We start from the raw sequence: 20284 nt of genomic DNA on the forward strand, positions 1-20284 counted from the left end.
GCCGGCCGCCCGGCCCGCGTCCAGGCGCCGCCCGGCGTGCCGTTCAGCCGGGTCCCGGCCCCGCCCGCGCAGCTGTCCCTCCCGGACCCGACGGCCCCCGGCCGCCCGGCCGTCGACCTCCCGGGCCCGGTCGACCCGGCGGCGTACCCCCTCCCGACGGATCCCGCCACCCTGCCGGCCCGCCCGACGGGGTGAGGCGGGTCAGCCGGGCCCAGGGCCTCTCTCTCGGATCTTGCCCCCGCGATGTGTGGCCCGGTGTCAGGAGGTGAGCCAGGGGGCTTCGGGCAGCGTGGCGGTGGCGGCGTGGCCGGTGAGCTCCAGGGTGGCGGGAGTGCCCAGGCCCGGCATCCGCATCGTCACCCGGCGGAGGGTGCCGTCGGTGTCGACCCAGTAGGTCAGCGGTGACCGGACGCCGTCGGCCGGGGCGCCCTGGGCGCGGGGGCCGGCGAAGCGGTCGTGGTCCCGGCCGTCGAGTCGCTCGCGGCCGAGCCAGCGGGCGCCGGACTGGGCGAGCAGCAGGGGGTTGTCGGGCCGGTCCGCGCCGAGTTCGACGAGCAGCTGGAGCCCGGCGTCCAGCGGGTCCGCCGTGTACGTGCGCGGGGACCAGCCCTGGCGGGGGACGTGCTCGGCCTGCTGCCAGGCCGGGCCGTCGACGCCGGGCGGTTCGGGGGCGAGCCCGAGGCCCCCGGCGTCCCAGACGACCAGGCCGTGGTCGAGCGGACCGCTCGCGCCGGTGACCCGATAGCGGCCGACGCCCCGGCGGGTGCGGTAGTCGACGACCCCCTCGACCCGGACGTCGACTCCCCCGCCCTCGGCGGCGGCCAGCGTCACCGTGACCGGGCTGGCCTGGAACAGGTTGAGGCGCGACAGGGCCAGCCGGGAGGCCTCGTCGACGGTCACCGGCCGCTCCTCGCTCGCGTCGGCGGCGCTCCGGTAGGCGACCAGGCCGCCGGCCGCGGCGGCGCACACCGCGAGCGCGACCAGGGTCCTGAGCAGGACGGTCCGACGACGCGGCTCGGGAGCCGTCTTCCGGGCCATGGCGGTTGCCTTCTCTCTCACATCGATCACATCGATCACGTCGATCCGTCGATCACGTCGATCCGTCGATCACGTCGATCCGTCGGTCACAACGGTCGGGCGGGCCCGGGGACCTGAGGTCCCGCGAACCCGCCCGAACGGTGGGTGGTGCTACTGCTGCCGGGCCCTGCGGCGGCGGGCCAGCAGCACGAGCGCGGCGCCGAGGACGGTCAGCGTGCCCGCCCCGGCCAGCATCACCGGGATCTGCTCACCCGCACCGGTGCTCGGCAGGTGCGAGCCGGGGACGGGGGCGGGGGCCGGCGGCGCGGGCCGCGGCGGCGCCGGGATCGGCACCGTCGGCGCCTCGGTCGAAGCCGTCGGGCTCGGCGTCGGCGTCGGCGTCGCAGTGTCCGTCGGCGTCGGGGTCGGGGTAGGCGACGAGGTCGGCGTGGGAGTGGCCGTCGCCGTCGGCGTCGGGGTGGGAGTGGGGACCAGCCGGTTGACGGCCGTCACCGAGACCCCGACGTCCAGGTTCTCCGCGGTCAGCACCAGCGGCCCGAACACGGTCACCTCCGGCGCGGCGTAGCCGTCCGGCGGGCTCAGCTCCTGCCAGTAGTACGTCCCCGGCACGCCGCTGCCCTTGCAGAGGCCGTCGGCCCCGGTCGTGCACGGGTCGCCGACCGCCGTGTCGGGCTTGGCGCCGGCGGTCTGCAGTCCGTCGGTGCCGTTGCTCTCCCGCCACAGCCGGAACTTCGCGCCCGCCAGCGGCTTGCCGTCCTGGTCGTGCTTGACCAGGCGCAGCGCGCCCTCCTGCCGGCGGAAGCCGAAGTCGTAGGTGTGGTCGTTCTCGCCCGGCCCGCCGGTGGTGAGCGCCCGTTCGGCGTACTGCCCGCCCGCCGGGACGACGCCCTTGGAGTCGACGAAGCGGTTGTCGCCGATGTCCGCGTCGGTGGGCACCCACTGGTACAGCGGGCCGCCCTTGGCGTAGTCGGCCGGGTTGTCGAGCCGGACGGTGTACTTGGTGCGCGGCCTGAGTCCGCCGGTGACGTTGGAGTCGTCGAAGTAGTACTCGCCGCGCGCCGTGGTCCTGGTCGTGCCGACGAGCTTCCCCGACTCGTCGTACAGGTTCACGGTCGCGCCCGGTACGGGCTGCTGGCCGGGCAGCTGGAGGCCGGAGCGCTCGGGGTCGTACCAGACCCGGTTGCCGATCTGGAGCGGGGCCTGGTCGCAGAGCACCTCCAGGTCGCCCATCGAGGCGCCCTTGCCGAACGGGGCGACCTCGCCCGCCGGGGTCAGCCGGAGGCCGAACTTCGGGTCCTGCGCGCCGTTGCGCTGGAGGAACGACGTGCCGTAGCCCAGGGCGGTGTGGTCGGGGTCGAAGGCCGAGACCGCGATGGTGTTCTCGACCTTGGACTCGGCCAGGCCCGCGAACGCCGTGTTGCGGTGGCCGCCCCAGCTGGTGTCGAAGAAGCGGGTACCCCGGGGGGACAGTCCGCAGCCGTTGTTGGTGTCCAGCACGTAGGTGCCGTTCGCCAAGCAGGCCTTGTTCAGGTCACCGCCCGACATGACGTTGGAGTACGGGGCGCCGGACGGCGCGCGGTCGGCGAACCGGTCGCGGAAGGCCAGCAGCATCGAGCCGTCGGTCTCGAAGGCGATCTCGCCGAGCTCGGGTTCGGGCTGGGCGATGGTGGCGGCACCGCACGGCCTGCCGTTCTGCGAGGTCGGCCAGGTGTCGGTCCACGGGAACCAGGCCGCCCCGTCGCAGGGGCCGCCGCCGACCGTCGACTGGCGCGGGTAGTCCAGCGGCTGGTTCAGGACCGGCGCCGCGAACGCCCCGGTGGCCAGGTCGAACGGCAGGACCACCGCCCGCAGGTCGGAGGCCTTCCCGGTCGACTCGCCCGAGCAGACGCCGCCGAGGTAGCCGGTGCCGTCCTGCAGGCCGAGGCCGAAGGGGCGCCAGTCGACGGCGGCCGGGCAGCCGGGGTCGGGGATCGGGTAGGCGGCCTTCGGCGCGGCGGCCGTGGCCGCGGTGGCGTCGTAGCGGTAGAGCTTGCGGTCGTCGAGGTTGACGACGAAGAGGTCCTTGCCGTCGTCGGTGACCTTGATGCCGCCGAGGCTCTCCTTGCCCGGCGCCGCGATGAACCCGTCGTCGGTGCCGGCGCCATGGGCGGTGGTGCCGGCGTTCGGGACGGTGGTGAACGGCGTGGTCCGCTTGGTCTCCAGGTCGGTCACGTAGATCGCGCCCGCGCCGCCGGGGCCGTAGTCCGTGGCGCGCTTGGCGACCGCCGAGGAGAACACCCGCCGGTCGGCCTTGTTCCACGCGATGCCGTACAGCGTGCCGGTCTCGGCGTTGGTGGCGATGTTCGTGGCGTTGACGTCCCGGCCCTCCTGGCCGCGCGCGCTGTACGGGAACGAGACCAGCGTGCGCTGCGCTCCCCCCTCGCGGGCGGTCGGCTGACAGGTCGTCACCAGCGGCGCGTTCTTCTGGCAGTAGTCGCCGGGGCTCCACAGGCCGGTGGTGTACGCCACGTTCTTGCCGCCGGAGAGGTCGACGAACTCCTCGTTGCTGCTGAGCTGGTTGGGCGCGCCGGTCAGGCCCTGGCGCGAGGCGAAGGCCGGGAAGAGCTTGCCCGGCTTCGGATTCACCACCTGGACGCGGTACTTGCCGCCGGTCAGTTTGCTCGCGGACGGCGCGAGCGTGACCGTGCCGTCCGCCGCCGTGGTGCCCTCCACGCCGGCCCCGGTGTCGTCGGTGAGGGTCACCTTGACGCCGGCCAGGCCCGGCTCCAGCGCGGGCGTCCACACCCCGCTGGTGTCCACGGCCCGCACCACGCGGACCGTCACCGTTCCGTCGCCCGCCTGCGGGTAGGCCGCCGGGGCCGCCACCAGCGAGGCCGCGCCGATCCCGACGACCAGCGCCACCGCCGCGCCGGCGGTGCGGCGGCCGAGGACGGCCGTCCTCCGCCGCGCCGGGCCGCGCGCGGCACCGGCCTCGTGTTCACGTGTCCTTGTCATCCCTGCTCTCATCGCGCAGTTGGGCCTTCCGCCCCGACCCCGCAAGGGAGTTCGCGTGTGGCGGAAAAGCCGCCATTGTTAATGGGAGCTTAAAGGGACTTCACACAAGTTCGCAGGAAAACCAGGAACTTTGACGCCTCGTCAGGCGTTCCTCTGGCGTTCCGGAGGCCGGCCTTCCGGCGTGCCCGGACGCCACCCCTCCGCGGCCAGGTCCAGGAAGAGGGCGGCGGACCAGCCGAAGCCGGTGGTGGCGCGGGGGGCGCGGGTGCCGGTGAGGGGGTTCCAGTACTCGTGGAGGCCGCCGCCGTCGCGGACCAGGGTCAGGGTGCGCTCGCGCAGCTCCTCGGCGGTGGCGGTGAGGCCGGAGCGGCGCAGGCCGTCGATCAGCAGGTGGTTGACGTTGAGCCAGACCGGGCCGCGCCACATCGCGTCGGGGTCGAAGGCGGGGTCGTCGAAGGCCACGGTCGGGACGGGGTGCTCGCCCCAGTAGGCCGGTGAGCGGAGGGTCCGTTCCAGGGCGGCGGCCACCCCGGCGGGCAGGCGGCCGGTGAACAGCGGCATCAGGTCGAGGGCGGTGCGGACGGGGACGGGCCGACCGCCGGACAGGGTGGTGAAGCGGGTGCCGTCCCAGCGGCGGGCGACCAGCAGGTCGGCGTGGGCGGCGGCCCGGGCCCGCCAGCGGGCGGCCTCGGCCGGGCGGCCGAGGGCCTCGGCGATGTCGCCGAGCCGGTCGGCCTCCAGGGCGAGGTAGGAGTTGAGGTCGGGTGGTTCGGCGCGCGGGCCGTGGTCCCAGACCGGGCTGTCGTCGAGGCCGGAGGAGTACGGGTGCAGGTACTCGGGCAGGCCGTCGCCGTCCGGGTCGGAGGCGGTGAACCACCACCGGTGCGCGCGGACCAGCCGCGGGTAGGCGGCGGCGAGGAAGGGGAGGTCGGGGTCGGTCTGGTGGACCTTCCAGACCGCCCACGCGGCCAGCGGCGGTTTGGTGACCGGGACCGGTTCCCGGGGGAGGCCCGCCGAGCCGGGACGGGCGCTGCCATCCGGAAGGGCACTGCCGACGTGTTCGGCGAGCCGGGCGTGGTCGGCGCGCGGCAGGTCGGTGGTGTCGGCGAGCACGCCGTGGTCGTGGACGACGTCGGGCAGCCGGCCGTCCGGGAGCTGGTGGTCGAGGAGGATCCGGATCTGGTCCCGGGCCAGGTCGGGCGCGCCGTGCCGCAGGCCGACGGCGTGGAACAGCGCGTCCCAGTTCCAGACGCCCACGTAGCCGTACTTGGACGGGACGAGCCCTTCCCGGCCGCCGATCGGCAGCAGGTTGACGGCCAGCGTCCACCAGGCCGTCCGGGCCGCCTCGGCGAGGTCGGCGCGGACGGCCGGCAGCCGGGCGAACCAGGCGGCCCAGCGGGCCTCGGCGGCGGCCCGCACGGCCGGGGCCGTCCACTCCCCCGGCGGGCCGGTCAGCACGTGGCAGCCGGTGAGCGCGAGGGTGCGCGCGGTGCCGTCGGGCAGCCGCCAGGAGGCGTGCGCGTCGTGTCCGGCGAGCACCAGGGTGGCGGGGTCGGCGAACAGCAGGGACGCGCCGCCCGCGAAGGTCACCGCGACCGGGGTGGCCGAGACGACGGGCAGCGGGCGGCCGGCCCGGTCGCGGAGGACCAGGCCGGTCAGTTCGACGGTCGCGGCGAGCGGGGTCTCGTACTCGGCGCGGGCGACCCGCAGGCCGTCCGGGCCGGCGGTGACCAGCAGCCGGGAGCCGCGTTCGGTGAACGGGCGGTCGACGAGGTCGAGTTCGAGGTGTCGGGCGGTCATCAGCGGCCTCCCAGGCCGGAGGAGGCCATGCTGTTGAGGATCTTGCGCTGCCCGACCAGGAAGGCGATCAGCATCGGCACCACGGTCATCGCCGACAGCGCGGCGGTCAGCCCGTAGTCGATGCCGCCGCGCTGGGAGTTGAAGGAGTCGAGCAGCAGCGGGACGGTGAACAGTTCCGGGGTGTTGAGGAACACCAGCGGGAAGAAGTAGCTGTTCCAGCTGGCCAGGAAGACGATGATGCCGAGCGTCCACAGGCCGGGGCTGATGTTGGGCAGGATGATCCGCCAGAAGATCGTCCAGCGGCTCGCGCCGTCGATCCGCGCGGCCTCCTCCAGTTCGACCGGGACGGCCCGGATGAACTGGCGCAGCAGGAACACCGCGAAGGGGTTGGCGACGGCCGGCAGGATCAACGCCAGGTGCGAGTCGATCATCTGGAACTCGGACAGCATGATGTACAGCGGCACGATGGTGACCTGCGCCGGGACCATCTGGGTGGCCAGGAAGAGCCCGAACAGCGGCCCGGAGCCGCGGAACGGGATCCGGGCGAAGGCGTAGGCCGCCATGGCGCCGGTGAGCAGGGTGGCCGCGACGGTGACGGCCGCGATGTACATGCTGTTCCAGTAGGCCCGCCCGATCGGCACGTTGGCGAACACGTCCGGGTAGTTCCGCGGCCGCCACGGCGCGGGCAGCCACGCCAGCGGGTCGTTGAGCATCTGGCTGACGCCCTTGAACGAGGTCAGCAGCATCCAGCCGAACGGGAACAGCATCAGCAGGCCGCCGAGGGCGAGGACGGCGTGCAGCAGGAACTGCTTGCGGATGGTCATACCGGCCTCGGCTCAGGACTCGTAGTGGACGAAGCGCTTCTGCGCCTTGAACTGGATCGCCGTGACGAGCAGCGTCAGGGCGAGCAGGATCAGCGCCGCCGCGCTCGACAGGCCGAAGTGGAACTCGCGGAAGCCCTGTTGGTAGACCTTGTAGACGATGGTCTGGGCGCCCTCGTTGTGGTCGGGGTTGACCAGCACGTAGATGAGGTCGAAGGCCTGGAACGAGCTGATCACCGAGACCACCACGGTGAAGAAGACGGTCGGCGAGAGCAGCGGCAGGATGACCGAGCGCAGGGTCTGCCAGGGCCCGGCGCCGTCGATCCGCGCGGCTTCCAGCAGGCTCGGCGGGATGGTGGCGAGGCCGGCCAGGAAGATCACCACGTTGAGGCCGAGCGAGGACCAGACGGTGACGACGGCGACCGCGAGGACCACCCAGTCCGGGTCGGCCAGCCAGTCCGGGAGGGTGACGCCGAGCAGGTCGTGCACGGTGCCGTTGAGGATGCCGTCGGTGCCGCCGCCGAGGATCATCTGCCAGATCACCGAGACCGCGACCGAGCTGGTCACGACCGGCAGGAAGTAGATCACCCGGTAGGCGGTGCGGCCCCGGACGCCGTGCAGGGCGAGGGCCAGCAGCAGGGCCAGGGCGAGCCCGCCGGGCACGGTGATCAGGCCGATCTTGACGGTGTTCCAGACCGCGCGGCCGAACTCCGGGTCGGTCAGCTGGGCGCGGAAGTTGTCCAGGCCGACCCAGGTGGCGTCGCCGAGGCCGTCCCAGCGCAGGAAGGAGAGCACGACCGCGAAGCCGAGCGGGCCGACCAGGAACACCAGCAGGCCGAGCAGTTGGGGGGCGAGGAAGAGGACGGCCCAGCGGCGGTCCCGGCGCCGCCAGCGCGGTTCGTCGGCGCTCACCCCTGCTTGCCCTTCATGCCGTCGACCAGGGTCTGGAGCTGGGTCATGGCCTCGTCGAAGCCGATCTTGCCCTCCCAGATCTTCAGCAGGTGGTCGTTGATCGCCTTGGTCAGGCCGGGGACGGCGACCTCGTCGGGGTAGTTGGCGAAACCGCGGTCGCGCAGGTCGAGGAAGGTCTTGGCGTGCGCGGGGTAGTCGGCGTCGGTCACCACGCTCTCGGCGCCCTTGATCGAGGGGACGGCGCTGCCGCCCTTGAGCCGCAGCTGCTGGCCCTCCTTGCTGACGAACTCGCTGAGGAAGGTGAAGGCCTCCTTGGGGTGCTTGGAGTCCTTGTTGACGGTCAGGTAGGAGGCGGCAACGGCGGCCGGGATCGGCTGTCCGGACTCGGAGGGGAAGGGCACGATGTCGTAGTTCTGGAGGTCGCCGCCCTTCTGGATGCTCTCGACCACCCAGCGGCCGCCGGCGTAGAAGCCGGCCTTGTGCTTGATGAACTGGGTGCCCGGGCCGTTGCCCTCGGGCAGCAGGTCGGCGGAGGCGAAGGTCTTGTCCCGGTAGCCGTCGGCGAGGGTCCTGAACGCCTGCCGGGTCTTCGGGTCGGAGGGGGCGACGAACCGGCCGCCGTCCCACACCTTGCCGCCGAAGCCGTTGACCAGGCTGTAGTTGGCGCCGTACCAGTTCCAGAAGATCGAGCCGTACTTGCCGGCGGCCTTGAGCTTCGCGTTCATCTCCAGGTACTTGGCCATGGTCCAGTTGCCGGACTCGTTGAGCGCCGCCGGGTCCTCGGTGATGCCGGCCTCGGCCAGCACCTTCTTGTCGAACCAGAGCACCTCGGGGTTGGTGTCGTTGGGGACGCCGTAGGTGACGCCGCCCTTCTTGGCGCCGCCGTAGATGCCCTCGAAGAAGTCGGCGGGCTTGCTCCGGCTCTCCGGCCCGGCGAGCTGGGCGTCGAGCGGGGCGAGCACGCCCTCGGCGACGAGCTTGCCGATGAAGTCGTCGCCGACGTAGAAGACGTCGGGGGCGGTCTTGGAGGTGAGCTGGGTGAGCAGCTTGGGGTGGTAGTCCTCGTAGGAGGCGACCTGTTCAAGCTTGAGGGTGATGTCGGGGTGCTTCTTGGCGAACTCGTCGGTGAAGGCCTTGAAGGCCTCCATGTCCTCGGCGGAGCCCCAGGTCGACCAGCGCAGGGTGACCTTGCCGTCCTTGCCACCGCCGGCGGAGCCCGCGCCGTTGGTGCCGCTGCACGCGGAGGCGGTCAGGGCGACGGCCAGCACGGCCAGGGCTGCTTTCTTGGCGAAACTCGTGTTTGCGGACATCGAATGCCTCCTGGATGGGGGTGGATGGCGCGGGTGGGTCAGGCGAGGCCGCCGCCGTCGACGACCAGGGCGGAGCCGGTGACGTAGCTGCTCGCCTCGCCGGCCAGGAAGAGCACCGCGTTGGCGATCTCCTCGGGCGAGCCGGCCCGGCCCATCGGGCGGTCGGCGGCGTCCTGCGCGAAGTCGGACCAGTCGACCTGGAGCTGGCGGGCCTCGTCGCGGAGCATCGGGGTCAGGGTGTCGCCGGGGTTGACCGAGTTGACCCGGATCCCGGCGGCGGCGTGGTCGATCGCCAGGGCGCGCGTCATGTTGACGACCGCGGCCTTGGAGGCGCAGTAGGAGAGCGCGTTGGCGCCGCCCTTCAACCCCCAGCCGGAGCCGGTGTTGATGATCGAGCCGCCCTCCTTCATGGCCGGGACGGCGAACCGGCACATCAGGTAGACGGACCGGACGTTGACCGCCATCACCCGGTCCCAGTCGTCGGCGGAGATCTCCAGGGCGGTCTGGCGGCGGATGATCCCGGCGTTGTTGAACAGCACGTGCAGTCCGCCGTAGGTCTCGACGGCGATGGTGACGACCCGTTCGCAGTCGGTCTCGGAGGAGACGTCGGCGCGGACCGCGACCGCCCGGCCGCCGGCCGCCTCGATCTCCCGGACGACGTCCCCGGCGTCCGCGAGGTCGGCGACGACCACGGCCGCGCCCTCGGCGGCGAACAGCCGGGCGGTGGTGCGGCCGATGCCGGAGGCACCGCCGGTGACGATGGCGACCTTGTTCTTCAGGGTGTTCCGGGGGGTGTGGACGGGAGTGTGCGCGGGAGCGTTCACGGGAGTTCCTCACTCGCTGACTGGATGCGGTAGAGCACGGATTCGCGGTGTCCGGTGACGACCCGGACGTGTCCTTCGAACGCGGCGTCGGCCGCCGGGTCCCCGCTGTCCACCAGCAGGGGACGGCCGCCGAGCGCGGCGAGCTTCTGTTGGGTGGCGAGCACGGTGATCCCCGAGAGGACTTCGAGCACCCGCGGGCTGAACTGCTGGTTACCGCGGCCGAGGACGAAGCCCTGTCCTCCGATCACGGAGAGCACGCCATGCGTGACCTGTGACATGGCAAGGGTGAGCAGCGTCTGCTCGGTGACGTCGGAGGCGAGCAGCACCCCGGTCCCGGCGGCGTCCACGCCCACCACGTCCACCCCGAGCGGGGTCGGCTCCAGGCCGAGCCGCCGCCCGACGGCGAGCGTGGTCGCGCCGGGCCCGAGCGCGTAGGCGGTGCCGGGGCGCATGGCCGCGACCACCGCCCGGGCGATCGCGTCCACCGAGCCGGGCGGCGCCGCCGAGGAGCCGGTCTTGCGGCCACTGAGCCGCGCCCGCGCCGCCGGCACCCGCATCGTCCCGTACAGCCGGACGCCGACCCGGCCCGCCCGGTACGCCGCCTCGTCCAGGTCGACGACCTCCGCCTCGACCGTCCTGCCGTCGAAGCCGGCGGCCGTCGTCCCGGCCGCGAACGGGCTGACCGCGAAGCAGCCGGAGTACACCTTGACGCCGGCCGGCACGCCGAGCACCGGGGTGCGCGGGGCGGCGTCCAGGACGTCGCGCGCGGTGCCGTCGCCGCCGGCGAACAGCAGCAGGTCGACCGGGCCGAGCGCCGCCACCGCCGCCCGGGTGTCCGCCGCGCCGGTGACGGCGGACCCCGGCCGATGGGCGAGCTCGTACCGGACGTCGGCGGCGAGCGCGCTCTCCTCGCCCATGGCGCCCGCGACGGTGCGCACCCGCAGTCCGGGGCACCGGTCGCGCAGCGCCCGCAGCGCCGACGCCGCGCGGGCGGGCGCCTGCGGGACGGCGCCGAGGGCGAGCGCCCGGGCCTGGACGTCCGTCCCGTCGCTGCCCTTGAGCGCGACCGGGCCGCCGAGGCCGGCCACCGGGTTGACGATCAGGCCGACGATCACGGGCGGTCGGCCGCCTCAGTCCGCGCCCCGCCGTGCTTGCGGCGGTAGGCGCGCCAGCTGGGCGACCACTGCGCCGGGTTGTCCAGCGAGCTCGGGTCGATCCGGTGGACGGTCTGCCGGTAGGGCGCGTTCTTGACGAACTCCGGCTGCTCCCGGGCCTCGTCGGCGACGTGCGCGAGGATCGCGGCGTACTCGTCGAGGTCCTCGCGGGAGTAGGACTCGGTCGGTTCGAGGGTGAACGGCTCGGGCACCACGTACGGGTGGTGGCTGGTCCAGTAGTGCACGCCGAAGTCGGCGGCCCGGACGCCGATCTCCTCCGAGTGCACCCCGGTCTCCTCGGCGAGCTCCTGCCAGGAGTAGCGGACCTGTTCGACCCGCCGCCGCTGCGGCCAGGGGACGGAGGCGCCGGGGATCGCCCGGACCTTGTGCAGCAGGTAGTTGTTGTTGAGGACGGCCGTCTCGGCGACCTCGCGCAGGCCCTCCGCGCCGAGCGCCATCACCCAGGCGTAGGCGCGCACCACGTTGGGCGTGACCCCGAGGAACGGCCGGATCTTGCCGATCGACCGCTCCGGGACGGTCAGCGTGAAGGTGGACCCCTCGGGGTCGCCCTCGACACCGCCGACGCGGTCGACGACCGGGCCGGGCAGGAACGGCACCAGCGGCTCGGCGACCCCGCACGCGCCCGCCGCCGGGCCGCCGCAGGCGTGCGGGGTGGAGAAGGTCTTGTGCAGGTTGAAGTGGCACAGGTCGAACCCGGCGTCCCGGGCCCGGGTGATGCCGAGGATGCCGTTGGCGTTGGCCTGGTCGTAGCAGGCCAGGCCGCCCGCCGCGTGGACCAGCTCGACGAACTCGCGGATCCGCGGGTTGAAGATGCCGGTGTCCTCCGGGTTGGTGATCAGCAGGGCGGCGGTGCGCGGTCCGACCGCGGCGCGCAGCGCCTCGATGTCCGGGTTGCCCTCGGCGTCCGGCATCAGGGTGATCACCTCGTACCCGGCGACCTTGGCGCAGGCCGCGTTCGAGGGGTGCGAGAACATCGTGGTGATCACCTGGTCGCGCTGCCCGCCCTCGCCGCGGGAGGCGTGGTAGGCGCGGATCACCGCGAGGTTGGCGTAGATCGCCGCCGAGCCGGCGCCGGGCTGGAGGGAGACCCGGGCCATGCCGGAGACCTCGGTGAGGATCCGCTCCAGCCGCCAGTAGATCTCCAGCACGCCCTGCACGGTCTCCTCGGGCTGGAGCGGGTGCAGTTCGGCGATCCGCGGGTCGCGGACGAAGGTGTCGTTGACCTTGGGGCTGTACTTCATGGTGCAGGTGCCCTGGCCGACGTCGATGTTGAGGTCGGCGCCGAGGGTCTCCTGGGAGAGCCGCAGGTAGTGCCGGACGACCTGGTTCTGCGACAGCTCGGGCAGCGCGGGCGGGGTGCGGCGGGCGACGCCCTCGGGCAGTTCGACCGGCGGCGCGTCCGGGGCGGGGACCCCGATGCCGCGCCGGCCGGGGCGGGACAGCTCGAAGATCACCTCCTCGTCCCAGCGGGCCTGATGGAAGCGGCGCAGCGCGGGCTTGGGCGCGACCGGCAGGATGGCGAACGGTTCAGCAGTACTGTCGTGGGAGCTCACTGGGTGCCTCCGGTGGCGGAGAGGGCGTCCTTGACGGCCGCGGCGAGGGTGTCGATGTCGGCGATGGAGTGCCGTTCGGTGACGCAGACCAGGACCTCGCGGGGTCCGAGCCGGACGCCGCCGAGGATGTCGCGCTGCCGCAGGGCGGCGAGCAGCCCGTCCGCGTCCGGCACCTCGACGGCGAACTCCCGGAAGTGGACGGCGTCCCGGTGGCGGACGACGGCGCCGGCGGCGGCCAGCGCCCGCATCGCGTACCGGGTGCGGGCGAGGACGGTCTCGCCGAGCTCGCGCATGCCCTGCGGGCCCATCAGCGCGAGGTAGACGCCGGCGGTGATGCCCCAGAGGGCGGCGGCGGTGCCGACCCACTCCTTGCCCTCCTCGCGCAGCGCGAAGGAGGTGCGGTCGTAGAAGACGTCGCCGAAGCCGTACTCGCCGGGGACGGCGGTCGGGGCGATGCCGAACAGGCGGGACGGGAACTCGGCGACCAGCCGCTCCTCGTCGTGGCTGGCGATGAACCCGGCCTGGCCGCCGCCGTACTGCTGGTGCATGCCGAGCGACTGGATGTCCCCGCAGACCAGGTCGGCGCCGTAGGAGGCGGGCGGGGCGAGCACGCCGAGCGAGATCGGGTCGGTGCCGACCACCAGCAGGGCGCCGACGCCGTGCGCGAGGTCGGCGAGTTCCCGGCCGCGGGTCTCGACCACGCCGTGCACGGTGGGCGTCTCCAGGTAGAGGGCGGCGAAGGTGTCGTCCAGGGCGACCGCGCCGATCTCCCCCGAGGCGGCCACCGGGGCGGTGAGCACCGCGATGTCCGGGGCCAGGTAGTCGCGCAGCTTGGCCAGCTTGTCGGCCGCGATCGCGCCGCTGACCAGCACCTTCTGCCGGCCCGTGTAGCGCGCGGCCATCCGCAGGGCGGTCCCGGCGGCCTGGAAGCCGTCGTAGGTGGGGACGTTGACGACGTCCATCTCCAGCAGCTCGGCCATCATCGAGACGTACTCGAACAGGGCCTGGAACCGGCCGTGGTCCTCGTAGGGCTCGCCCGCGTAGGCGGTCAGGAACTCGCCGCGGCCGTTGACCTCGTCGCACACCGCCGGGACGTGGTGCGGGTAGCAGCCGTGGCCGAGGAAGCTCAGCAGCCGCGTGGTGTCGGTGTTGCGGGCCAGCAGGCCGTTCAGGTGGCGGACCAGGCCCTGCTCGTCGGCGAACGGGGCGGGCAGGTCGAGCGGGCGGGTCAGCCGCAGGTCGGCGGGGATGTCGCGGTAGAACTCGGCGACGTCCGGGGCGCCGATCTCGGCGAGCATCGCCGCCCGGGTGTCGGGCCCCGCGTTGGGGATGTAGGGGTGGGTCACCAGGTCTCCTCAGGGCTTCGGTTCGGTCTTCAGGACCACGACGTCGCGCGGCGCGAGGGACACGGAGCCGCTCAGCGGGCGGCCCGTCAGCAGGTCGGTCCCGGGCCCGGGCAGCCGGACGGTGGCGGGCTCCGTGCCGTGGTTGAGCAGGAAGAGGTGGCGGCCGCGGCGGCAGGCCTCGACGCCGGCCGGGAGGTCGAGCCCGGTGACGCCGGCCGCGGCGAGCGCCTCGGCCAGCAGCGGGGCCGGGTCCTCGGGCAGGCAGCCGAGGTAGCGGACGGCGCCGCCGTCGGGCCGGGTGCGGCGGGTGACGGCCGGGCGGCCGTCCAGCGGGCCGCCCCGGTGGTGGGCGACGGCGCGGGCGTCGTCGAGGGTCAGCCACTCGCTCCAGGTGCGGACGGTCAGCGCGGTGCCGTCCGTCGTGACGATCTCGCGGGTGACGCCGTCGGGGATCGGCCAGGGCTCCTCGACCCGCAGGCCGAGCAGTTCGCGCAGCGGCCCGGGCGCCCCGCCAGGGTGAACCCGGTCGGCGGTGTCGACCACGCCGCTGAACGGGCCGACGACCAGTTCGCCGGGGAAGGCGGCGAGCGCGGCGGCCTGCTCGGGGGTGCACAGGTAGAGGTTGGGCGCGATGACCAGCCGGTAGCCGGAGAGGTCGCGGTCCGGCGGGGCCAGGTCGACGGCGATGCCGCGGGCGTGCAGCGGCGCGTACCAGGAGAGCAGCAGTTCGTGCAGCCGGAGCCGGTCGGAGGGCAGCGACTCGGGCGCCTCCAGCCCCCACCAGCTGTCCCAGTCGAGCAGCAGGGCGACCTCCGCCCGGGTGGTGCCGCCGGCCACCCCGGCCAGTCGGCGCAGGTCGGCGCCGAGGGCGAGGGTCTCGCGCCACTGGCGGGTGTCGGTGCCGCCGTGCGGGAGCAGCGCCGAGTGGAACTTCTCCGGGCCGTACCGGGCCTGGCGCCACTGGAAGAACATCGCGCCGTCCGAGCCGTGGGCGAGGGCCTGCAGGCTGTGCAGGCGCATCACGCCCGGTTCCTTGGGGACGTTGACCCGGCGCCAGCTGACCGCGCCGGGCGCGGACTCCAGCAGCAGCCAGGGCCGGCGCTTGAGCGAGCGCATCAGGTCGTAGCTGAGCGCGGCCTTGAGGTGGGCGCGGGGGTCGGCGGGGTCGGGGTAGGCGTCGTCGCTGACGAAGTCCTCGGCGGCGGCCCACTTCCAGTAGTCGAGGTCGCGCAGGATGCTCATGAAGTTGGTGGTCACCGGGAGGTCCGGGGTGACCTCCTTGAGGACCGCGCGTTCGGCCTCGAAGCAGGCGAGCAGGGCGTCGCTGGAGAACCGGCGCCAGTCGAGCAGCTGGGCCGGGTTGACCGGGCCGGGGGCCTTGCGGGGCGGGGCGGGCTGCGTCCAGTCGGTGTAGTGCTGGCCCCAGCAGGACGTGCCCCAGGCGTCGTTGAGGCCGTCCAGGGTGCGGTAGCGGTGCTGGAGCCAGCGTCGGAAGTCGCGGGCCGACTCCTCGCAGAAGCACTCGGCGGTGTGGTCGGCGTACTCGTTGCCGACGTGCCACATGACCAGGGCGGGGTGGTCCCGGTAGCGCTCGGCCATGGCGCGGGCGAGCCGGACGGTGGCGGCCCGGAACACCGGGGAGGAGGGGCAGTAGCCCTGGCGGGAGCCGAACTCCAGCCGGGTGCCGGCCGCGTCGACGGGCCGGATCTCCGGGTGGCGCCGGACCAGCCAGGGCGGCGGGGTCGCGGTGGCGGTCGCCAGGTCGACGGCGATGCCGTGGGCGTGCAGCAGGTCGAGGATCCGGTCGAGCCAGCCGAAATCGTACACGCCGGGCGCGGTCTCCAACCGGGACCAGGAGAAGACCGCGACGGTGACCAGGTTGACCCCGGCCTCGGCCATCAGCCCGACGTCCTCCGCCCACACCTCCTCGGGCCACTGCTCGGGGTTGTAGTCACCGCCGAACAGCAGTCCGGGCACCCGTGTCAGCCCCATGCCGCGCCTCCCCTTCGCTCCGCCTTCGCCCCGTTCCGCATTTTGTATTCAAAATGCATAGTGCAGTACACTGGGCGCGGTCAAGAACTTGGACAGGATCCGAAGAAGACCCGGAGTTGCCGGAGTTGGGGGAATCCCGATGGCGATCGAGCGCCGTCCGCTGCGCGAGCAGATCCGCGACGAGCTGATGGAACGGCTCACCCGCGGCGAGTTCGCGGCGGGCACCGATGTCAACGAGGCCGTGCTGGCGGCCGAACTGGGCGTCAGCCGCACCCCGCTGCGCGAGGCGCTGATCGCGCTGGCGGGCGAGGGCGTACTGGAGAGCAGCCAGGGCCGCGGCTTCCGCTTCGCGCCCGTCAGCCGCAAGGAGTTCCGCGAACTGGTCGCCATCGTCGCGGCGTTGGAGTCCCTCGCGCTGGAGTCCTCCGACCCGGCGCAGCTGCGGGAGATCGCCCCGCGGCTGCTGGAGCTGGCCCAGGGCTTCCCCGACCAGGTGGCCGCGCACGCCACCGTCGACCGGCGTGACGACGAGTGGCACGGCCTGCTGCTGAGCGGTTGCCCGAACGAGCGGCTGCTGGACCTGCTCACCCGGGTCAAGGCCGGCATGCGGCGCTACGAGAACCTGGTCGTCGCCGAGGACGAGCCGGTGTCCCGGGAGGCCGAGGAGCACTGCGAGATCGCCCGCCGGCTGCTGGACGACGACCTGCCCGGCGCCATCGCCGCCCTCAAGGCCAACTGGGTCGGCGGCATGGAGCGCCTGCTCGCCCACATCCCGGAGGACTGAGGCCCCCTGCGAGAACTCGGCGGCGCCGGAGGGCCTCCCCCCATGGGGGCGGGGAAGGCCCTCCGGCGCCGGGTCCGTCAAAGGCCGGAGTGGATCAGCGGCCGGAGTGGATCAGGTTGAGGTTGAACGGCCGGTCGGTGGGGACGGACGGGGTGCGGACGGTCGTCACGCCGGTGGCCGGGTCGTGGTACCAGCCGGCCGCGGCGGCGTCCAGCGCGGCCGCCGAGTCGAACCGGGGCAGCAGGCCGGCCGTACCGGCCACCAGCCGCGGCGCGCCCTGGCCGTGCACCGTGAAGCGGTAGCTGCGGGCGGCCGGCTTGTCGGTGTAACTGCCGACGCTGGCACCGACGTTGACGACGGTCACCGGCCCGGCCTGGTGGACGTCCACGCGCTGGGTGGCCGAGGCGCCCTGGGCGAAGCGGCGGGTGACGCCGTCGTCCTCGTACAGGGTGTAGCTGGAGTTGCCCTGCGGGTAGAGGTCGTAGTCGAGTTCGGTGCGGTCCCGGGTCTGCCAGGAGAGCGTGCCCTGCGGCCACATCGGGACGATCGCGCCGCCGCGGACGAACAGCGGCAGGGTGTCCAGCGGGGCGGCGTAGCCGTTGATCGTGGTCGGGCCCTGATAGGTGCGGCCGGTCCAGTAGTCGGTCCAGGTGCCCTTCGGCAGGTAGATGCCGTCGCGCACCGAGGTGTCCGCGTAGACCGGCGCGACCAGGAAGTCCGGGCCGGCCAGGAACTCGTACTTGGCGTCCGGCCCGAGGGCGGCCGGGTCGTCCGGGTACTCCAGGGCGAGCGGGCGGACCGGGCCGACGCCGGTCTTCGTGGCCTCCGCCGCCAGGGTGTACATGTACGGCAGCAGCCGCTCCTTGAGCTGGAGGTACTTGCGGTTGATCGAGGTGTAGGGCTCGCCGTCCAGCCAGGGCTGCTGGTCGCGCTGCTGCTTGCCGGTCATGTCCCGGGCCCAGCCGTCCATGGTCATGATGGCCGGGAGGAAGGCCTTCCACTGGAGGTCGCGGGTGTACATCTTGGGGTCGCGGCGGAAGATGGAGCCCACGTCGCCGGTGTTGTAGGCGATGCCGGACATGGTGGCCCCGGCGTAGGTCGGGATCTGCCAGCGGATGTAGTCCCAGGAGAGCGACTGGTCGCCGCTCCAGAGCACGCCGCAGCGCTGGGCGCCGGCCCAGGAGACCGGCAGCCAGACGAAGCCGCGGGCGTCGCTGTTGTCCTCGATGCCGGCCTTGGCCTGGTCGCAGGCGTTGAGCGCGAAGTCGTAGCCGTTGCCGACCCAGGCGACGTCGAGCTTGCGGACCCGGACGCCCGCCTTGACCTCCTCGGCCTGGTTGGGCAGGCCGTTCTGCGTCCAGAGGCCGAGCTGGGCATGGTCCTTGCGCAGGCCCTCGCCGGTCTTCGCGAGCTCCTCGTAACCGCAGCCGTAACCGTCGTTGACCAGCATCCAGCCGAGCGGCATCTGGTTCTGCACGTAGCCGTCGGCGATCTTCACCGCGTCCAGGGTGTGCCGTTCGCCGCGGTTGGCGTTGTGCAGGTAGCAGTCGGAGTCGCCGGGCTCCAGGCCGTAGACCGGCGGCAGGAAGGGCTTGCCGACCAGCGCGGTGTAGCGGCCGATGACGGACTTCACGTCGCCAGTGAAGTAGTAGGCGTCCAGCCGCCGTTCCTGCTGGCCGGTGCGGACCGGCGCGCCGAAGTCGTAGATCCCGGGGGCGAAGGTGTTGCGGAAGACCCCGTAACCGGCGGTGGAGACGTAGAACGGCTGCGAGTTGTTGTAACCGCCCTCGTTCCAGTCGGTGCTGTTGGCGACGTGGACGGTCTTGTCGCGGTGGGAGAAGGAGCCGTTCTGCTCGCCGCCGCCGAAGAACTGCTCGTTCGCGCCGCGGACCAGGCTCTGCCGCAGCCCGCTGGTGCTCCAGCGCAGCGGGGCGTCCTCCTGCCAGAGGGCGGTGCGGTCGTCGCCCTTGTAGAGGCCGAAGCGCAGCGGGTGCTTGTAGATCCGCAGCACCAGGCCGTCGGTCCCGGTCCCGGAACGGATGCCGTAGTACTCCCCCGCGTCGAACGAGCGGGTGTCGCGCCGGAGTTCGGGCTGCTTGCGGACGATGACGCTGCCGGCCGGGTCGGTGAGGACGCCGTCCGGGGCGGCGCGCAGGCGCAGCTGGTCGTCGGCGAGGAAGTCGACCTTGGCCTTCAGGGTGCCGGCGGCGATGTCGTAGCTGCCCTCGCCGCCGGTGAAGGAGGTGAGGTCGCCGGCGTCGGCGGTCTGCGGCAGGTAGGCCCGGCCGGTGAAGGAGTTGTCGTGCACGTCGTAGGGGACGACCACGACGTGGTAGGTGCCGGAGGCCTTCGGGATCACGGTCGACTCGGGGTCGGCGGTGCCCGCGCTCTGGGCGACCTCCTTGCCGGCGGCGTCGTAGACGTAGAGGTCGAAGTCGTCGGTGGGGTTCTCCCAGCGGATGGAGAGCGGGACGCCGCCCTCCGGGTTGTCGTCCCAGTACCCGGCGGGGACGTCGACGGTGAGGTCGAAGCGGTCGCAGACCGCGCCGTCCGGGTCCTGCGCGGCGGACGGGCAGGTGGTGGGGCCGCCGCCGGTGCCCTTGGCGTAGCGGGGGCTCTGCCAGGTCGCGTCCTGGTGGCCGAGGTCGAGGTGGGCGGAGCGGGGGGTCGCGGCCCGGGCCGGGAGGGCCGGCCCGGCCAGGGCCGCGAGGGTGGTCACGGCCGCGGCGAGGGCGGCCCGGCGGAGGTGGTGCCGGAGCAGGCGCATGGGTGCGTTCTCCTCGTTGGACGCTCAGATGTGCGCGATTCTGCTTGAACTTGCGTGAAACTGCGGGTTCGGAGCAACAGTCACAGCTATGAGCTGCACATGTCAATGCGTCGGCGCGCCGTGCAACAGCCGGAGCAGGTGGGCGACCTCCGCGGCGACGGCCTCCCGGGCCGGGCCCAGGTAGCGGCGCGGGTCCACCACCTCCGGGCGCGCGGCGAGCTGCCCGCGCACCGTCAGGGTGAACGCCTCGTTCAGCCGGGTGGCGATGTTGACCTTCGTCATGCCCGCCCGGACCGCCTCGGCCAGGCCCGCGTCCCCCACCCCCGAGGAGCCGTGCAGCACCAGCGGGACGGTGGCGGCCGCGCGCAGCCGGGCGATCAGCCCGAGGTCCAGGACGGCGTCCCGGCTGAGCATCGCGTGCGAGCTGCCGACGGCCACCGCCAGCGCGTCCACCCCGGTCGCGGCCACGAACTCCCGCGCCTGGTCCGGGTCCGTGCGCACGCCGGGCGCGTGGGCGCCGTCCTTGCCCCCGACCTCGCCCAGCTCGGCCTCGACGTGCACGCCGCGCAGCCGGCAGTACGCCGCCACCTCGCGGGTGGCGGCCACGTTCTCCCCGTACGGCAGCGCGGCGGCGTCGAACATCACCGAGCCGAAGCCGAGCGCCACCGCCTCCCGGACCAGCTCGGCGGACTCCGCGTGGTCGAGGTGGACGGCCACCGGGACGCTCGCCGCCCGGGCCACCGCGAGCACGGCGAGCGCGATCGGTTCGAGCGCGCCGTGGTAGCGGACGGTGTTCTCGCTGAGCTGGAGGATCACCGGCAGTCCGACGTCCCGGGCGCCGGCCACGATGGCCTGGGCGTGCTCGATCTGCACCACGTTGAACGCCCCGACGCCGCCGCCCCGTTCGGCGGCGGCGCGGACGATCGCGTCGGTCGGGGTCAGCGGCATGGACGTCCTCCACGGGATCG

The 20284-nt window shown here is 73.3% G+C and carries 14 protein-coding genes and 1 pseudogene; 2 read left to right on the plus strand and 13 right to left on the minus strand.

Annotated features, from left to right (window positions below):
- Nucleotides 1-195: pseudogene (locus AB0N76_RS28460) on the plus strand (plasmid stabilization protein); the annotation flags it as partial.
- A gap of 63 nt (nucleotides 196-258) precedes the next feature.
- Here AB0N76_RS28460 and AB0N76_RS28465 read toward each other — a convergent pair.
- The 11 genes from AB0N76_RS28465 to AB0N76_RS28515 all read right to left on the minus strand — a co-directional run bounded on the left by AB0N76_RS28465 (nucleotide 259) and on the right by AB0N76_RS28515 (nucleotide 15765).
- Nucleotides 259-1038 (minus strand): hypothetical protein, encoded by a 780-nt coding sequence (locus AB0N76_RS28465; protein ID WP_363561815.1) that lies wholly within the window; start codon nucleotides 1036-1038, stop codon nucleotides 259-261.
- 150 nt (nucleotides 1039-1188) lie between these two features.
- Nucleotides 1189-4032 (minus strand): SdrD B-like domain-containing protein, encoded by a 2844-nt coding sequence (locus AB0N76_RS28470; RefSeq protein ID WP_363561817.1) that lies wholly within the window; start codon nucleotides 4030-4032, stop codon nucleotides 1189-1191.
- A gap of 141 nt (nucleotides 4033-4173) precedes the next feature.
- Nucleotides 4174-5832 (minus strand): glycogen debranching protein, encoded by a 1659-nt coding sequence (locus AB0N76_RS28475; protein WP_363561819.1) that lies wholly within the window; start codon nucleotides 5830-5832, stop codon nucleotides 4174-4176.
- Complete coding sequence (locus AB0N76_RS28480; protein WP_363561821.1) at nucleotides 5832-6656, minus strand: carbohydrate ABC transporter permease; 825 nt, start codon at nucleotides 6654-6656, stop codon at nucleotides 5832-5834. The genes AB0N76_RS28475 and AB0N76_RS28480 overlap by 1 nt, the downstream gene beginning before the upstream one ends.
- Before the next feature lie 12 nt (nucleotides 6657-6668).
- Nucleotides 6669-7565, minus strand: coding sequence for a sugar ABC transporter permease (locus AB0N76_RS28485; RefSeq protein WP_363561823.1), 897 nt, complete (start codon nucleotides 7563-7565; stop codon nucleotides 6669-6671).
- Complete coding sequence (locus tag AB0N76_RS28490; RefSeq protein ID WP_363561825.1) at nucleotides 7562-8875, minus strand: sugar ABC transporter substrate-binding protein; 1314 nt, start codon at nucleotides 8873-8875, stop codon at nucleotides 7562-7564. Before AB0N76_RS28490 ends, AB0N76_RS28485 begins: the two co-directional genes overlap by 4 nt.
- 38 nt (nucleotides 8876-8913) lie before the next feature.
- Nucleotides 8914-9699 carry an SDR family NAD(P)-dependent oxidoreductase gene (locus AB0N76_RS28495; RefSeq protein WP_363561826.1) on the minus strand — a complete coding sequence of 262 codons (786 nt, stop codon included), beginning with the start codon at nucleotides 9697-9699 and terminating at the stop codon, nucleotides 8914-8916.
- Nucleotides 9696-10814, minus strand: coding sequence for an NAD(+)/NADH kinase (locus AB0N76_RS28500; protein ID WP_363561828.1), 1119 nt, complete (start codon nucleotides 10812-10814; stop codon nucleotides 9696-9698). Before AB0N76_RS28500 ends, AB0N76_RS28495 begins: the two co-directional genes overlap by 4 nt.
- Nucleotides 10811-12427, minus strand: coding sequence for an aminomethyl-transferring glycine dehydrogenase subunit GcvPB (gene gcvPB / locus AB0N76_RS28505; protein ID WP_363561830.1), 1617 nt, complete (start codon nucleotides 12425-12427; stop codon nucleotides 10811-10813). Before gcvPB ends, AB0N76_RS28500 begins: the two co-directional genes overlap by 4 nt.
- Nucleotides 12424-13773, minus strand: coding sequence for an aminomethyl-transferring glycine dehydrogenase subunit GcvPA (gcvPA, locus tag AB0N76_RS28510; protein ID WP_363561832.1), 1350 nt, complete (start codon nucleotides 13771-13773; stop codon nucleotides 12424-12426). Before gcvPA ends, gcvPB begins: the two co-directional genes overlap by 4 nt.
- Nucleotides 13774-13782: 9 nt before the next feature.
- Nucleotides 13783-15765: a beta-galactosidase gene (locus AB0N76_RS28515; RefSeq protein WP_363561834.1), complete on the minus strand. Its 1983-nt coding sequence runs from the start codon at nucleotides 15763-15765 to the stop codon at nucleotides 13783-13785.
- A gap of 139 nt (nucleotides 15766-15904) precedes the next feature.
- On the opposite strand from AB0N76_RS28515, the gene AB0N76_RS28520 reads away from it, so the two are divergent.
- On the plus strand, nucleotides 15905-16549 hold the full coding sequence (locus tag AB0N76_RS28520) for a GntR family transcriptional regulator (protein ID WP_363561836.1): 645 nt from the start codon (nucleotides 15905-15907) through the stop codon (nucleotides 16547-16549).
- 94 nt (nucleotides 16550-16643) lie between these two features.
- On the opposite strand, the gene AB0N76_RS28525 is transcribed toward AB0N76_RS28520, so the two are convergent.
- Both AB0N76_RS28525 and AB0N76_RS28530 read right to left on the minus strand, forming a co-directional pair.
- Nucleotides 16644-19316, minus strand: coding sequence for a TIM-barrel domain-containing protein (locus AB0N76_RS28525; protein WP_363561838.1), 2673 nt, complete (start codon nucleotides 19314-19316; stop codon nucleotides 16644-16646).
- Between the two features lie 102 nt (nucleotides 19317-19418).
- Entirely contained in the window at nucleotides 19419-20264 is an 846-nt protein-coding gene (locus AB0N76_RS28530) for a class II fructose-bisphosphate aldolase (RefSeq protein ID WP_363561840.1), read from the minus strand.
- Between the last annotated feature and the right edge of the window lie 20 nt (nucleotides 20265-20284).

The organism is Kitasatospora sp. NPDC093806, from assembly GCF_040683335.1.
Taxonomy (GTDB): domain Bacteria; phylum Actinomycetota; class Actinomycetes; order Streptomycetales; family Streptomycetaceae; genus Kitasatospora.